This window comes from Methylobacterium sp. Leaf456, from assembly GCF_001425465.1.
GTDB lineage: Bacteria > Pseudomonadota > Alphaproteobacteria > Rhizobiales > Beijerinckiaceae > Methylobacterium.
Map to the genome: position 1 here is coordinate 58,890 of NZ_LMQV01000012.1, position 13,538 is coordinate 72,427.

A 13,538-nucleotide genomic window follows, 5' to 3' on the forward strand; every position below is an offset into this window, starting at 1 on the left:
GCACCTCAGGATGAGGGGGTTGGATGGGGGAGAGGTGTTACGAACGCACCTCGCGCTTGGCGACGAAGTTCAGCTCGTCCACCAGCACGTCCTTCACCACGTCGGCGCCGAGGCGCTCGTTGACCTTGGTGCGGATCTGGGCGAGCCGGGCGTTGATGTCGTAGCGGGCGAGTTTCCTGAAGTCGATCGTCGGGTCGCCGTAGATCTGGCGGAAGGCTTCATCCACTACGAAGCTGTTGGGCGGCACCGGCAGGGTGTGCATCAGCTTGGCGTCGGCCGTGAAGACCAGAACGGCGATGACGTAGCCCTGGATCTTGCCGTCAGCCACCATCGGGATGTTGATCGGCGCGAGCTTCTGGTACTGCAGGCCTTCGAGATAGGGCTCGGTGGGCTTCGAGAAGAAGCCGCCGCCGAAGGTCACCGCCGCGTAGCAGGAGGCGATGGTGACGGCGCAGATCCACAGGCCGGTGACGAGAACTTTCATGATCCGTCAGCGCCCGATCCGCGCCGAGTAGGTGCCGTCGGAATCGGCCGCCCGCAGCGTCGCCGCCAGCGTGTCGCCGATCTCCTCGACCGCCTGCAGGTGCCGGGCGACCGCCACCTGATTGCGGGTGAGCTTGTCGTGCAGCCGCGCCAGGACGATGCCGGTGGTGGCGTCGATCTCGTCGGCCGAGACCGTGCGGGCGAGGCGCGTGAGCTCGAGCAGGCTCTGGCTCTTGGCGCGGTTGACCGCCTCCAGGTCGATCTCGGCGTTGGTGTCGAGCGCCTCGGTCTCGGCCTCGATGGTGGCTTCCAGGCGCTTGAGGGAATCGAGCAGCATCGTCAGACCTTTCCGGCCACGCCCGTCGCCGCGGCGGGCAGATTCGGCACCGTATTGGGTTGGGCTTTCTCCAGCATCTTGGCGATGCCGATCCCGCCGGACTTGGCGATCTGCTGGCCGACCTGCTCGGCCAGCATCGACTTCCACAGGTTGCCGGTGTTGCCCTTGCCGTAGACCGCCTCGGACTTGTCCGGCAGCATCGTCTCGATGAACTGCGCCAGCACTTGCCCCTCGAATTTGCGGTAGGGGTCGGCGCTGCCCTTCAGCGAGGTGTCGTTCTTCAGGCTGGTGAGCGCGCCGCGGGCGTCGATGGGCATGTGCAGGCCGTAGCCCGCATCGCGGGCGGCCTCGGCCGTCGCCGCCGCGAAGGCCGCCGGGTCGCCCGGCTGCGACAGCTTGGCCGCCGCCTCCTGATAGCGCGCCGGGTCGGCGGCGCGGGCGACGTCCATGACGATGTCGGAGGGAGGGGTGATGCTCATCGCGAAACCGGTCCTGGAGGGAAGCGACGGTCGCGGTTCGCCGCCTGTATTGCCGAGACCTTAAGGCCCCTGGCTTACGGGAGGCTTGCGTCGCGGCGCTGCGCCAGCCCGTCGAGGCATTCGATACCCGCGACCCGCTCGCGCTCGCGCCGCAGCAGGTCGCCGACGCGGTCGGCACCGAGTTCGGCGCGCTTCTGCGCGAGGCCTTTTTCGCGCACGTCGTCGCTCTGGCGGGCGGCGGCCTGTTCGAGTTCGGTGGCGCGGGAGGCGAGCGCGCGCAGGCGCCGGTTGGCGGCCTCCAGAAACAGGTGGCCGTGGCTGTCGCCGCCGAGAGCACTCAGCAACGCCGCCCGATCCTGCTCGACCGCATCCGCGTCGCGGCGGATCGCGGCGAGCTGCCACTCGGCGGCGCGGCGCATCTGCTCCTGCACGGCGGTGAGCCGCTCGGCGCGCTTGAGGCGTTTCGCGAGGTCTCCGGTCGCGGCCACGGTTCAGCCCCGCCTCAGCCAGGCGGCGTAGCCCGCAAGGAACTGCGTCATGAACTCGCCGGCCACCGCGTAGAGCAGGATCAGCGCGCCGAACATGATGAAGGGCGTCGCCACGAAGTAGACCGGGATCGTCGGCGTGAGCTTGTTCACGAAGCCCGCCGCGAGGTTCACCGCCACCGCGTAGATCACGAACGGGGCGGCGATTCGGAGCGAGAGCGTGAAAGCCTCGCCGATCTGGTCGGTGATGCGCACCAGAGCGGTCTGGGTGCCGAAACCCTCGCCCGGCGGGATGCGGGAATAGGAATCGATCAGCCCGTGGAACAGCTCCCAGTGGAGGTCGGCGGCGAACATCAGGGCGACCGCCGAGAACACGATGAACGATTCGACCGCGGGAATCGCCTCGGTGCCCTCCACCGGCGTGCCCGGCATGGAGCCGAAGCCGACCATGGTCGAGGTCGCGTTCATCACGGTCTCCAGGACGAACAGGAAGATGCGGCCGAGGAGCCCGATCAGCAGCCCGGTGAAGGTCTCGCTGGCGATCCACGTCAGCGTCTCGGTCGGCGCCTGCCCCGAAACCTTGGCCTGGAACAGCGGCAGCAGCAGCGGCGTCACCGCGAGCGACACCCCGCCCGCGATCATGAGGCGGACCTGCGCCGGCACCCGCGGGCTCGACAGGCCGGGCACGATGAGGAGGCAGGCGCCGACGCGGCAGAAGATCAGGAAGGTCGCGAGCGCGGCCTCCCCCCCGAGCAGGCTGCCGGCCAGCGGGATCACGAAATGGTGCCCAGCGACTTGATCTCGACGCCGCGGGCGATCTCGAGATGCGAGAGTACCGGCAGGGTCGGGAACATCCGCTCGATGATCATGCGGACATAGGGGCGGGCGTCGGGCGCGGTGACGAGGGCGAAGCCGTGGACCTGCCGCATCCGGTCGCGGATCGCGGTGCCGGCCTCTGCGCCGAACTGCTCGACGAGGCGCGGGTCGATGTCGAACTCGATCACCTCGCCCTTGGCGTCGCGCTTGAGGCTCTGGTGGAAGGTGAGGTCCCAGTTGGCGCCGAGCCGGAGCACGTGGAGCGTGCCGTCCTCGGCCAGATCGCCGCAGATCTGCTGGGCGACGCGCATCCGCACGTGCTCGGCGATCTGCTCGGCGCGCCGCGCATGCGGGGTGATCTCGGCCACCGCCTCCAGGATCAGGTGGAGGTTGCGGATCGAGACCCGCTCGGACAGCAGCAGCTTCAGCACCGCCTGAAGGCCGGAATGCGAGATCTGCGAGGGCGAAATCTCGTCGAGCAGGCGCTTGTACTCGGGGTCGAGCCGGTCGAGCAGGGCGCGCATGTCCTTGTAGGATAGGAATTGCGGCAGGTTGTTGCGGATGACTTCCGAGAGGTGGGTCAGCAGCACCGAGGCGCCGTCGATCGCCTCGAAACCGGAGCGGCGCACCTCGCCGGCATAGGCATCGACCACCCAGAGCGCCTTCATGCCGAAGGCGGGCTCGCGCACCTCCTCGCCGGGCACGTCGGGGCGGGGCCCCTCGCCGACGACGACGAGCAGCTCGCCTGGCCGCATCTCCTGCGTCGCCGCGGTCGTGCCGTGGATGCGAATTTGATAGCTCTTCGGCGGGAGCGTCAGGCTGTCGGTCAGCTTGATCTCGGGGACGACGAAGCCGTACTGGCGCGCGAACTTGCGGCGCATCTTGGCGACGCGGTGCTGCAACTCGGCGTGGCTGGTCTGGATCTGGGCCGAGACCTGACGGCCGAGGCACAGCTCGATCTCCGGCGTCTTGAGCTGCTCCTTGACCGAATCCTTGACCTCGGCCTGCTTGGCCTCGACGTCGTGCCGGGTCTTGGCGGCGACGAGCGCGGCCGCGGCGGCGCGGCGCTTGGGGATCGTGATCGCCATGAAGCCGAGCAGCCCGGCGAGCGCGACGAAGGGCACGAACGGCAGGCCCGGCACCAGGGCGAACAGCAGCATCAGGACGGCGGAGACCAGCAGCGCGCGGGGATAGGCGCCGAGCTGGCCCATCACCGCCTCTTCGGCGGTGCCGCGGGTGCCGCCCTTCGAGACGAGGAGGCCGGCGGCCAGCGAGACGATCAGGGCCGGGATCTGCGAGACGAGGCCGTCGCCGACCGAAAGCTTCACGAACACGTCCGCGGCCTGCCCCAGCGGCATGCCGTGGCGGGTCGTGCCGATGATGATGCCGCCGAAGACGTTGACCGCGATGACGATGAGCGAGGCCACCGCCTCGCCGCGCACGAACTTCGAGGCGCCGTCCATCGAGCCGAAGAAAGCCGATTCCTCTTCGAGTTCCCGGCGGCGACGCTGCGCCTCCTTGTCGTCGATCAGCCCGGCATTGAGATCGGCGTCGATCGCCATCTGCTTGCCGGGGATGGCGTCGAGCGTGAAGCGGGCGCCGACCTCGGCGATACGGGTCGCGCCCTTGGTGATGACGAGGAAGTTGACCGTGATCAGGATCATGAAGACCACGATTCCGATGACGAAATCGCCGCTCATCACGAATTGCGAAAAGCCCTGGATGACGTGGCCGGCGGCGTCCACGCCCTTCTGGCCGTTGGCCAGGATCAGGCGCGTGGTGGCGATGCCGAGCGCGAGCCTCAGCAGGGTCGCGATCAGAAGTACGGTCGGGAAGGCGGAGAATTCGAGCGGCTTCTGAATCCAGAGCGCCACCATCAGGATCAGCACCGAGAGCGCGATCGAGAAGGCGAGCCCGATATCGATCAGGACGGCGGGGACCGGCAGGAACAGTACCGCCAGGATCGCGACGATGCCGGCCGCGAAGCCAAAATCCCGCCGCGACTTCTTCTCCAGAACGAGCACCTCGCTCACCGCCATGACGACACCGCTTCCCGCATCATGGGGCGGTGATGGCGGAGCAAGCTTGCGCGGGGATGGGGAGGGGTCGAAACCTCAACGGCTCGACCTTGGGACGCGCTGTCGAGCGTGGAGATTTGCCATCGGACGTTCGCCGCTCAGGGAAGGTCCGCGCGTCCGGCTCTCCTCGTCGCTCGACGGCTCACGGAATTGTCGGTTGCGTAGCCAAAGCCAAGTCTTCTGTTAAGATAGAGCAGATCAGGCGCCGAGGGCCTGTCGCCCAGCCCGCGCTCGCAATGCAAGATAGCCCAATCACCGAGCTCGTCCTCGACCCGGCACGTCTGGCCGCGCTCGGTGGCTACAGCGTCCTCGACACGGCGCCGGAGGAGGGCTTCGATGACATCGCGCGACTCGCCACGCGCCTGTGCGACGTGCCGGTCGCGCTCGTCAGTCTCGTCGCCGTGGACCGACAATGGTTCAAGGCAAGTATCGGCTTTCCCCGCTGTGAGACCGATCTCGACCGGTCGGTGTGCAAATTCGCGCTGGCCGAGCCCGATCTCCTCGTCGTTCCGGACCTGACGAAGGATCCTCGCACGGCGGCCAACCCTCTGGTGATCGACGAGCCATGCATCCGCTTCTACGCCGGCGCGCCGCTGCGCATGCCGGATGGGGTCGTGCTCGGCTCGCTTTGCGTCATCGACACCGTGGCGCGCCCGGACGGCCTGACGCCCGAGCAGGCCGAGGACCTGCGCGCGCTCGGCCGTCAGGTTTCGAACCTGTTGGAATTGCGCCGGACCTCGGCCAGCGAGCGCCGCGCCCAGGAAGCCGCCGTCGCCAATGCCACCCGCCTCGAAGGAATGATGGCGGCGCAGCAGGCAAGCGAAGCGCTGGCCCGCGACAATATCCAGCGCGTTCAGCTCGCCCTCGCAGCCGGTGCGATCATCGGCACGTGGCACTGGGACATTCCCAATGACCGCTTCACGGTGGACGAGGCGTTCGCGCAGGCCTTCGGCCTCGACCCCGCGCTCGGTCGCGAGGGCATCCCGCTCGCCGGGATCGTCGCCACGGTCCATCCCGCCGATCAAGCCGGCCTCTCCGACGCCATCAGGGAGGCCGTCACGCGGGGCGGGGCCTATGCCCACCAGTACCGGGTGCGCCGCGCCGACGGTCGGTACTACTGGATCGAGGCGAACGGGCGGGTCGAACGGGGCTCGGATGGCAAGCCTCGGAGCTTCCCCGGCGTGCTCCTCGACATCGAGGAGCGGTACGCGGCGCAGGAGGCGTTGCGCGCGAGCGAATCCCACTGGCGCAGCCTTTTCGAGAACCTGTCCGAAGGGTTCCTCGTCGGCGAGGTCGTGCGCGATACGTCGGGCGCGATCACGGATTGGCGCTACGTCGATGTCAACGCGGCCTGGGGCGAACTCGTCGGCATCGATCCCGCCGGGGTCGTCGGGCGTACCCTGCGCGAGGTCATTCCCGACGTCGAGGATGTTTGGATCGACGAGTTCGCGACCGTCGTCGAGACCCGTCAGTCCACATCGTTCACCCGGCGGGTCGACGCGCTCGAGCGCTGGTACGAGGGACGCGCCTTTCCGCTCGGATTGGAGCGGTTCGGCGTGATTTTCCTCGAGATCACGCATCGCGTTCAGGCCGAGGCGCGGCGCAACGCACTCCTCAGCCTCGGCGACCGCTTGCGCGATGTGGACACGAGTTCGGCGATGACGGCCGCAGCCGCTGAAATCGTCGGGCGCACGCTGGGTGCCACACGTGCGGCCTTCGGTCAGATCGAAGGCGAGGTGGAGTTCGTCACGGTCGAGCCGGACTGGTTCGTCCCCGGTCACGTCAGCATCGCCGGTCGCCACCGCTTCGACGATTACGGCGACATCCGCGCCCAGTTGGCCCGAGGCGAGGCCCTGGTCATCGACGACGTGACGACCGACCCCCGGACGCGCGACGACCCGGAGCCGATGCTGGCCATCGGCATCCGCGCATTGATCAACGTGCCGGTGCGCGAGCGTGGTCGCACGGTATCGATCTTCGTCGTCCACGACGATAAGCCGAGAGTCTGGACATCCGAGGAACTCGCGTTCCTGCGCAACGTCACCGACCGCGTCGAGGTCGGCGTCGGTCGGGTGCGCGCCGAGGAGCAGCAGGCGCTGCTCAACGGCGAACTGTCGCACCGGCTCAAGAACACGCTGGCGATGGTCCAGGGCATCGCAGGGCAGACGCTCCGCCTCGTGCCCGATCAGGCTCCGGTCAAGGCCTTCACCGAGCGTCTGATCGCCTTGTCGCGGGCGCACGACGTCCTCTTGCAGGACAGTTGGGCCGCCGCGCCGATCCGGTCCGTCATCGAGAAGGTGCTGGCGCTGCAAGTGTCCCTCGACCGTTTCGTGATCGAGGGACCGAACCTTGCCCTTGCGCCGCAAGCGACGCTGTCACTGTCCCTGCTCCTGCACGAGCTGACGACGAACGCCGTGAAATACGGCGCGCTCTCCACCGAGGCGGGGGTCGTCCGATTGGGTTGGCGGATCGAGGCCGAGCCCGAGCAGACCGTCGTCCTGAGCTGGCTGGAGCGCGGCGGACCACCGGCCACGGCCCCGACGCGACGGGGTTTCGGGGCGCGGCTGATCCAGTCCGGGCTCGTCGGCACCCGCGACACACGGCTGGATTATTCCGTCACAGGCCTGGACGCGGAGTTCCGCGCGCCCATCTCACAGGTGGTGACATCGTGATCGGGGCAGACGCAAGTCCTCGAAGGAGGATTTTGTGACGGCATCGACCGAAACACGGCCGGTCGTTCTCTTGATCGAGAACGAGCCGATTCAGATCATGGTCCTGTCCGACCTTATCGAAGAGGCGGGCTGCGACGTCGTCGAGGCGACGACGGCCGCGAAGGCCATTCGGATCCTCGGAGAGCGTACCGACATTCGCGTCGTCGTGGCCGATCTCGATGTGCGCGGTTCGGTCATGGGGCTGCAACTGGCGGCCATGATCCGCGATCGCTGGCCGCCGATCGAGTTGGTCCTCACGGGCGCGGTGAAGCCGAACCTGTCGAGCATCCCGGCACGGGGCGTGTTCCACGACAAGCCGTTCAATCAGGCCGGCATGGTCGCGAGCATTCGCGGGTTCGTTGCCGACAGCCGGTAAGCGGGCGTACCCGACCGGGGGCGGAGCGCCGCCGCCCTCCGATCCCGCCCGGAATGGATGGTCGGCACGGAACCGTTTGACCACCTTGGCCATTGAAAGCGGTGAACAGGCGGCGGACGCATTGCGGCAAATCGGTGATCGCACTCACGGCGATCCCGAATTCGTGATATGGACCAAAGTCGAAGCTTTTGTCCTTCCCAAGGTCGAGGCTTTGAAGGGACCGGGCGGCTCAAGTCTCGACAGCTTTTCCGCTCGGTCCCGCCCCGTCTCTCCCCCTCAGAACCCGGTCGCGATCTTGCCGTAGGTCAGCTCGGCGAAGGCGTGGATCTGGCCGCCGACGAAGGTGCCGGTCACGAGCAGCACCAGCAGGATCGCGACGATCTTCGGCACGAAGGTGAGCGTCACCTCCTGAATCTGGGTCAGCGCCTGCACCAGCGCCACGACGATGCCGATCAGCATCGCGGCGCCGACGGAGGGGCCGGCGCCGATCAGCACGGTCCAGATCGCCGAACGGACCAGTTCGAGGGCATCGACCTCGTTCATGAAACATCGGCCCGAAAGGCGGCCCCGGCTTTCGGATGAAGCCGATGCGGCACGAGAATGCGTTTCGAATTAGCTGATCGAGATGCCGGAGGCGAGGAGCATCTCCCGGCCGTCCTTGAGTTTGGCCACCGCGCCGTCGCTCGTCACCCGCACCGATTCGACGATGCCCGACACCGTGCCGTCGTCCGAGGTGATGGTGCGGCCGATGATGGCGTCGGCCTGATCGAGGAAGCTCGCCGAGAGCAGCGAGTCGAGCTTCTGGTTGGTCTTGGTCGCCTGCTCCACCTGCGAGAAGGTCGCGAGCTGGCCGACATACTCGGTCGAGTCCATCGGCTTGGTCGGGTCTTGGTTCTGCAGCTGCGCCATCAGCAGCGTCAGGAAGGTGTCGGCGTTCATCTTGGAGGCCACCGAAGTCGCGGCCTTGGCCGCCGCGCCGGTGGTGGAGGTGACGCCGGTGGTCGAACCGGTGGTGCTGACGACGCTCATGGGATCACCTTCGCCGCCATCGTGTCGGCCTTGGGGGCGGGAAAACGGGTGCCGATGCGCTCGACCGGGTCGAGTCCGGCGCCCTCGATCAGGGCCGCCTCGGCGGCGTAGAGCCCGCGGATCACCTTGAGCGCCTCGAACGGGCGCCCGGCATCGACGAGGCCGCTGGCGGTCTTCAGCCCGGTCCGGATCGCCGGCTCGGTGGTAGCCGCCAGGATGTTGTCCTGCAGCGTGCCGTAGACCGTGCGGGCCAGTTCGGTTTGGGCCGGCTCGATCAGCATGGTCTGGGCGGCGAAGTAGAGCTGGCGCAGCGGAGTCGTGGCGGCGTCCGGCTGGAGCACGTGGCCTTCGAGCAGGAAGGTCGCGTCGTTCATCAACTCCAGCGAGACCTTGCGGTCGGCCCGCACCACGGCGCCGTTGATGTAGACGCGCTCGCCCGCCCGCAGGTTGAGATGCATGGTCCGGGCGGCGGACTTCTCCACCTTAGCCTGATCGCGGGCCATGGCGCGCCTCACCGCAGCCCGTCGCGGATCGAGGCGTTGACCTCGATCAGCGCGGAGAGGCTGCGCTCGGGCGCGCTCAGGACCTCGCCGGCCTCGCGCATGGTCCACATGCCGATGGAGACGAGGTCGGAGCGCAGGCCCTCGGGCAGGCCGTTCTCGGGGTCGAGCAGGTCGCGCACCAGCAGGTTCCACAGGTTCTGGACGTAGCCGACCGCTTCCGAGCGCTCGGCCACGGCCGACGCGCCGCGCGCTTCGGCCGAACGCAGCAGGCCGATCGCCCGGTCGAACGCCGCGCGCTCGCGCTCTCGGCCGAGATCGGGCGCGTCCTCCATGATCTCGGAATAGGACATGCGGTACATCGGGGCCGATACTCCATGAATTCGGTCGAGATGTTAGCAGAAACGGGTTAAGAAATGTAATTGATCAGGCTGAGACTGCGCAGCTGCGAAGTCAGCCCGTAGGACATCTGGATCTGCGTCGTCAGCGCATCGACGCGCGACTTCGCCTCGGCGGGATCGACGCTCTCCAGCGCGGCGATCCGGCCGGTGAAGAGTGCGGTCTGCTTCTCCATCCGGGCGTTGGCCTCCGCGATGCGGCTCTGGCTGATGCCGAGATCGGCCTGCATCTGGACGAGACCGCGGCTGGCGCTGCCGAGAAGGTCGCTCATCCGCGCGGAAGCCGCGGCCTGCGCTTCGGCCGGGAAGCCCGAGAGGCCGATCCCGGAGCCGATCACGTAGGCCATGGCGAGGTCGCGCAAGGGCGCGGCGTTGGCCGAGGCCGAGGTGGTGGCGGTCTCGGTGAGCGAGATGCGGCTGTCCAGCGTGCGGTTCGAGGCGCCGGAGAACCGGCTCCAGCCGGTCCCGTCGAACAGGTTGGCATGCAGGTTGTCGAGGAAGGCCGTCATCTGGCCCGCCGTGACGTTGGCCGTGCCCGAGGGGAAGGCGGCGGCGAGCGCGTCCGCCACGGCGGTCTTGGCGGGCGAGGCCGGGCTGCCCTCGTAGGGGTTGAGCGGCGCGGTGCCGGAATCGGTCCCGCCGAACACGAACTGTCCGCCGACGCTCGCGTTGAGCGACGCCGTCAGCGTCGCGAGCCGGGCGGCGGAGGTCGAAGACATCGCCGCCGCGCGCTTGTCGGCGGGCAAGCCGGTCAGCTCCTTCAGCATCGCGTCGGCATCCGCCTGGATCGCCTTGAGCGCCCCTTGCGTGGTGTCGAGCCGGAGCGAGGCCGCCGCGTTGCTCTGGGTGAGCGCGGCGAGCACCGCGCCCTGGCGGCGCAGGCCGAACGCTTGCGCCACCGCGCCGCCGAGCGTCGCGCCGACGTCGGCGTGGCGGCCGGTGGCGATCTCGCGGTTGGCGTCGGCAAGCTCGCCCTGGAGCCGGGCGGCGCCGGTGCGCGGCGCGTTCCACAGGTTGAGGCTGGAGATGAAGCCGGTGGTCATCATGGCTTTAAGCTCACCGGACCGTGTCGAGGAGGGTCTTGAGGAGGTCGTTGATCACCGAGATGATCTTGGCCGAGGCCGTGTAGGAGCGCTCCAGCTGGAGCGTCAGGGCGGTCTCGTCGTCGCCGTTCACGCCCGCGACGTTCGACAAGGCTTCGTTCGCCCGCGACAGCAGCGTCTTCTGGTAGGAGGCCGCCTCCGACGCGTCCTTGCGCCGGCCCTCGATCCAGCCCGCCGCGTTCTCGGCGAAGTCGGCGAGGCTGAGCGACGTGCCGAGCCCGAGGCCAGGATCGAAGGTTTTCGGGGCGGTGAGGTTCGAGACCAGCGTGCGCAGGCGTCCGGCGTAGGACGCGTCAGTGCCGGCAGCGAGGTCGCGGTAATCGGTGCCGTTCAGGCCGCCGGTGCGCAGGAGTGGGAGCTGGCCCCCACGGGCCGGATCGACCGCGGCATTGACCCCGATCCGGCTGGAGAGGCCGAGCCGGTCGCTCGGCAGCAGCGCGCTGGTGCCGTCGGTGAACAGGCCGGCGCGCGGGCCGCTGTCGAAGCCGATGGCGTCGGTCTCGGCAAAGGACTCGATCAGCCCGCCCGCCATGGCGTCGAGCTGCGCCTCGTAGGCCGGGGCGATCGTATCGCGGAAGGCGGCCAGCCCGGCGAGCCGCCCGGAGGCGAGGGGCATCGGCGAGTTCGGGCCCGTCACCGGCACGTTGTCGATCACCACCATGCCGCCCGTGCTGCCGGGGGTAAAGGTGGGGGTCGGCGTGAAGCGCACCGCGCGGGCGCCGCGGTCGTAGAGGGGCACCCCGCTGTCGGTGTAGAGCGCCACGTCGCCGCCCTCGCGCACGACCGCGGTGACGCCGATCTCGGCAGACAGGGCGGTGAGTGCCCGGTCGCGGTCGTCGAGCGCGTCGGTGGCGTCCGCACCGAAGGCGAGGCCGCGGGTGACCGCGGTGTTGGCGCGGTCGAACTGGCCGAGCAGGTCGTTGATGCGCGCGACCGAGGCCTGCATCCCGGCATCGGACTCGGCGCGGGCGGCCTGGACCGCGCCCGCGGCGTCGTTGAGGCTTGAGGCCAGCGCCCTGGCGGCCTTGACCGCGGCGCGGGCGAGATCGGTCGAATCCGGCTGGTTGGCGGCGGCCTGGAGCGCGGCCTCGAAGCCGGCGAAGCGCGCGGCGGGCGAGGTCGCGTCCTCGGTGTCCCCGACCGTGCGCGCGAGCGTGGTGAGGCCGGTGAGCACGGCGTCGCCGTAGGCGGCGGACGAACTCGCCGAGAGCGTGCGGGCGTAGAGCGCCGCGTCGGTCGCCCGCGTGATGTTGACCACCGCGCCGCCCGCGCCGGTCGTCACCAGGGCGGCGATCTTGCGCGAGTAGCCGGGATCGCTCGCCCCCGCGACGTTGCGCGCCGAGACCGCGATCTGGTTCGAGGAGGCGGCGAGCGAGGCGCGCGCGGTGTTGAGCGCGAGGGAGAGACCCATCGGGGGCGTCCAGCAAGTTTTCTGACAGGGCGGGCGCGCCAGGGGTCTCCGGCAGCGCGCCCTCTTTTGTCTGGCCTCAAGCGTCGGCGGTCGCGTCCTGCGAAGCCGCCTACGCGGCTTCGCAGAGCGACCGATCAGCGCTTCAGGTTCATCAAGGTTTCGAGCATCTCGTTGCCGGTCATGAACACCTTGGAATTGGCGGTGTAGACCGTCTGCGACTCGATCATCGTGGTCAGCTCGGTGCTGACATCGACGTTCGACTGCTCCAGCGCCTTGGACTTGATCGCGCCGCGGCCGTTCTCGCCGGCAAAGCCGACCTGGATGTCGCCGGAATCGACCGAGGGGATGAAGACGTTGCCGGCCCGCGGGCTCAGGTTGTCCGGGCTCGCCACGTTGGCGAGCGGCACCTTGAAGGCGGCCTTGCGGGTGCCGTCGGCGAAGGTCGCGTAGACCGTGCCGTCGCTGCCGAAGGCGGTGCCGGTGACGGCGGTGGGGGCCGAGCCGTCGGCGGTGCCGGAGAGCGCGGTGTTGCCCGAGAGCTGCGTCAGCGACGTGAGATCGATCGTCATCGGGCGCCCGTTGGGGACGGTCAGGGTCGCCGTGCCGCCGCTCGCCACCTTGCCGTTGGCGTCGAAGGTCAGCGTCGTGTTGGCGAGCACCACGCCCGGGTTTGCCTGGTCGGCGAAGCTCACCGCCCAAGTGCCGGCGGCGGTCTTCGTCATGTTGACGTCGAGGATCTTGGCCTGGCCGACATTGTCGAAGACCTTGAGCGAACTCTTCTTCGAGACCGGGCCGGCGGAGACCGCCGTCTCGAACGAGAGATTGCCCTCGACGGTGCCGTTGAGCGTCGGACGCGCCTGCATGCCGAGGCTCGACACGTTGATCGGCTGGAGGTCGGCGATGCCGTTGAGCACCGGGTTCGGCTCGCCGTTGGCGAGGCTGTAGCCCTGGAGGGTGAAGCCCCCCGCGTTGACGAGGTTGCCGGTCGGGCCGTCGATGACGAAGTTGCCGGCCCGCGTCAGGAACGGGGCGCCCGCGCCGTCCTTCACCACGAAGAAGCCCCTGCCGCTGATGGCCAGATCGCTGTCCGAGGTGGTGGAGGTGACCGGGCCGTCCTGGCCGACCGAGCGGCGGACCGTCGTCTCGACGGCGCCGGAGTTGTATTGGCCCTGGTCGTTGCCCTCGATCAGGAGCGAGGAGAACTCCGTCGAGGTTCGCTTGTAGCCGGTGGTGCCGGCGTTCTGGATGTTCTCGGCCACGGTCGAAATGCGGTTCGACTGGGCATTCATCCCGGAAACGCCGGTGCGGAGCACGCCGATGAGACTCATGCGG

At 68.8% G+C, this 13,538-nt stretch carries 15 protein-coding genes; 2 read left to right on the forward strand and 13 right to left on the reverse strand.

The window, feature by feature from the left end; all coding sequences use genetic code 11:
- Nucleotides 1-37 precede the first annotated feature (37 nt).
- The 6 genes from ASG52_RS10275 to flhA all read right to left on the reverse strand — a co-directional run bounded on the left by ASG52_RS10275 (nt 38) and on the right by flhA (nt 4,639).
- Complete coding sequence (locus tag ASG52_RS10275) at nt 38-484, reverse strand: hypothetical protein (RefSeq protein WP_056242598.1); 447 nt, start codon at nt 482-484, stop codon at nt 38-40.
- Between the two features lie 6 nt (nt 485-490).
- Nucleotides 491-820 carry a hypothetical protein gene (locus tag ASG52_RS10280; protein ID WP_056242599.1) on the reverse strand — a complete coding sequence of 110 codons (330 nt, stop codon included), beginning with the start codon at nt 818-820 and terminating at the stop codon, nt 491-493.
- Nucleotides 821-822: 2 nt separating this feature from the next.
- The gene (locus ASG52_RS10285) at nt 823-1,299 is read right to left on the reverse strand and encodes a rod-binding protein (RefSeq protein ID WP_056242601.1); all 477 of its coding nucleotides are present in this window, start codon (nt 1,297-1,299) and stop codon (nt 823-825) included.
- 74 nt (nt 1,300-1,373) lie between these two features.
- Nucleotides 1,374-1,787 carry a hypothetical protein gene (locus ASG52_RS10290; RefSeq protein WP_056242602.1) on the reverse strand — a complete coding sequence of 138 codons (414 nt, stop codon included), beginning with the start codon at nt 1,785-1,787 and terminating at the stop codon, nt 1,374-1,376.
- A gap of 3 nt (nt 1,788-1,790) precedes the next feature.
- Entirely contained in the window at nt 1,791-2,561 is a 771-nt protein-coding gene (gene fliR / locus ASG52_RS10295) for a flagellar biosynthesis protein FliR (RefSeq protein WP_056242604.1), read from the reverse strand.
- Complete coding sequence (flhA, locus tag ASG52_RS10300) at nt 2,558-4,639, reverse strand: flagellar biosynthesis protein FlhA (protein WP_056242606.1); 2,082 nt, start codon at nt 4,637-4,639, stop codon at nt 2,558-2,560. The genes fliR and flhA overlap by 4 nt, the downstream gene beginning before the upstream one ends.
- 116 nt (nt 4,640-4,755) lie before the next feature.
- Between flhA and ASG52_RS10305 the strand changes: the two genes are divergently transcribed.
- Together ASG52_RS10305 and ASG52_RS10310 are read left to right on the forward strand one after the other, a co-directional pair.
- Entirely contained in the window at nt 4,756-7,350 is a 2,595-nt protein-coding gene (locus ASG52_RS10305; protein WP_156383881.1) for a GAF domain-containing protein, read from the forward strand.
- A gap of 34 nt (nt 7,351-7,384) precedes the next feature.
- Nucleotides 7,385-7,765, forward strand: coding sequence for a response regulator (locus ASG52_RS10310; protein WP_286159008.1), 381 nt, complete (start codon nt 7,385-7,387; stop codon nt 7,763-7,765).
- Between the two features lie 276 nt (nt 7,766-8,041).
- Here the strand turns inward: ASG52_RS10310 and ASG52_RS10315 are convergent, their stop codons facing one another.
- From ASG52_RS10315 to ASG52_RS10345, 7 genes are all read right to left on the reverse strand, one after another.
- Nucleotides 8,042-8,308, reverse strand: coding sequence for a flagellar biosynthetic protein FliQ (locus ASG52_RS10315; RefSeq protein ID WP_056242610.1), 267 nt, complete (start codon nt 8,306-8,308; stop codon nt 8,042-8,044).
- 69 nt (nt 8,309-8,377) lie between these two features.
- Nucleotides 8,378-8,794: a flagellar hook assembly protein FlgD gene (flgD, locus tag ASG52_RS10320; RefSeq protein ID WP_056242612.1), complete on the reverse strand. Its 417-nt coding sequence runs from the start codon at nt 8,792-8,794 to the stop codon at nt 8,378-8,380.
- Nucleotides 8,791-9,276 carry a flagellar biosynthesis repressor FlbT gene (flbT, locus tag ASG52_RS10325; protein ID WP_502691049.1) on the reverse strand — a complete coding sequence of 162 codons (486 nt, stop codon included), beginning with the start codon at nt 9,274-9,276 and terminating at the stop codon, nt 8,791-8,793. Before flbT ends, flgD begins: the two co-directional genes overlap by 4 nt.
- Before the next feature lie 29 nt (nt 9,277-9,305).
- Nucleotides 9,306-9,656 (reverse strand): flagellar biosynthesis regulator FlaF, encoded by a 351-nt coding sequence (gene flaF / locus ASG52_RS10330; protein WP_056242615.1) that lies wholly within the window; start codon nt 9,654-9,656, stop codon nt 9,306-9,308.
- Between the two features lie 47 nt (nt 9,657-9,703).
- The gene (locus ASG52_RS10335; protein WP_056242617.1) at nt 9,704-10,738 is read right to left on the reverse strand and encodes a flagellar hook-associated family protein; all 1,035 of its coding nucleotides are present in this window, start codon (nt 10,736-10,738) and stop codon (nt 9,704-9,706) included.
- 10 nt (nt 10,739-10,748) lie between these two features.
- Nucleotides 10,749-12,206: a flagellar hook-associated protein FlgK gene (gene flgK, locus ASG52_RS10340; protein ID WP_056242619.1), complete on the reverse strand. Its 1,458-nt coding sequence runs from the start codon at nt 12,204-12,206 to the stop codon at nt 10,749-10,751.
- A gap of 134 nt (nt 12,207-12,340) precedes the next feature.
- Nucleotides 12,341-13,534, reverse strand: a complete 1,194-nt coding sequence (locus ASG52_RS10345; protein WP_056242621.1) for a flagellar hook protein FlgE — start codon at nt 13,532-13,534, stop codon at nt 12,341-12,343.
- Nucleotides 13,535-13,538 lie beyond the last annotated feature (4 nt).

Bases quoted from the DNA above. Each gene is read 5' to 3' on its own strand.
- ASG52_RS10275 (WP_056242598.1), bottom strand. From the start codon at position 484: ATGAAAGTTCTCGTCACCGGCCTGTGGATCTGCGCCGTCACCATCGCC.
- ASG52_RS10280 (WP_056242599.1), bottom strand. From the start codon at position 820: ATGCTGCTCGATTCCCTCAAGCGCCTGGAAGCCACCATCGAGGCCGAG.
- ASG52_RS10285 (WP_056242601.1), bottom strand. From the start codon at position 1,299: ATGAGCATCACCCCTCCCTCCGACATCGTCATGGACGTCGCCCGCGCC.
- flhA (WP_056242606.1), bottom strand. From the start codon at position 4,639: ATGGCGGTGAGCGAGGTGCTCGTTCTGGAGAAGAAGTCGCGGCGGGAT.
- ASG52_RS10315 (WP_056242610.1), bottom strand. From the start codon at position 8,308: ATGAACGAGGTCGATGCCCTCGAACTGGTCCGTTCGGCGATCTGGACC.
- flgD (WP_056242612.1), bottom strand. From the start codon at position 8,794: ATGAGCGTCGTCAGCACCACCGGTTCGACCACCGGCGTCACCTCCACC.
- flaF (WP_056242615.1), bottom strand. From the start codon at position 9,656: ATGTACCGCATGTCCTATTCCGAGATCATGGAGGACGCGCCCGATCTC.
- ASG52_RS10335 (WP_056242617.1), bottom strand. From the start codon at position 10,738: ATGATGACCACCGGCTTCATCTCCAGCCTCAACCTGTGGAACGCGCCG.
- flgK (WP_056242619.1), bottom strand. From the start codon at position 12,206: ATGGGTCTCTCCCTCGCGCTCAACACCGCGCGCGCCTCGCTCGCCGCC.
- ASG52_RS10345 (WP_056242621.1), bottom strand. From the start codon at position 13,534: ATGAGTCTCATCGGCGTGCTCCGCACCGGCGTTTCCGGGATGAATGCC.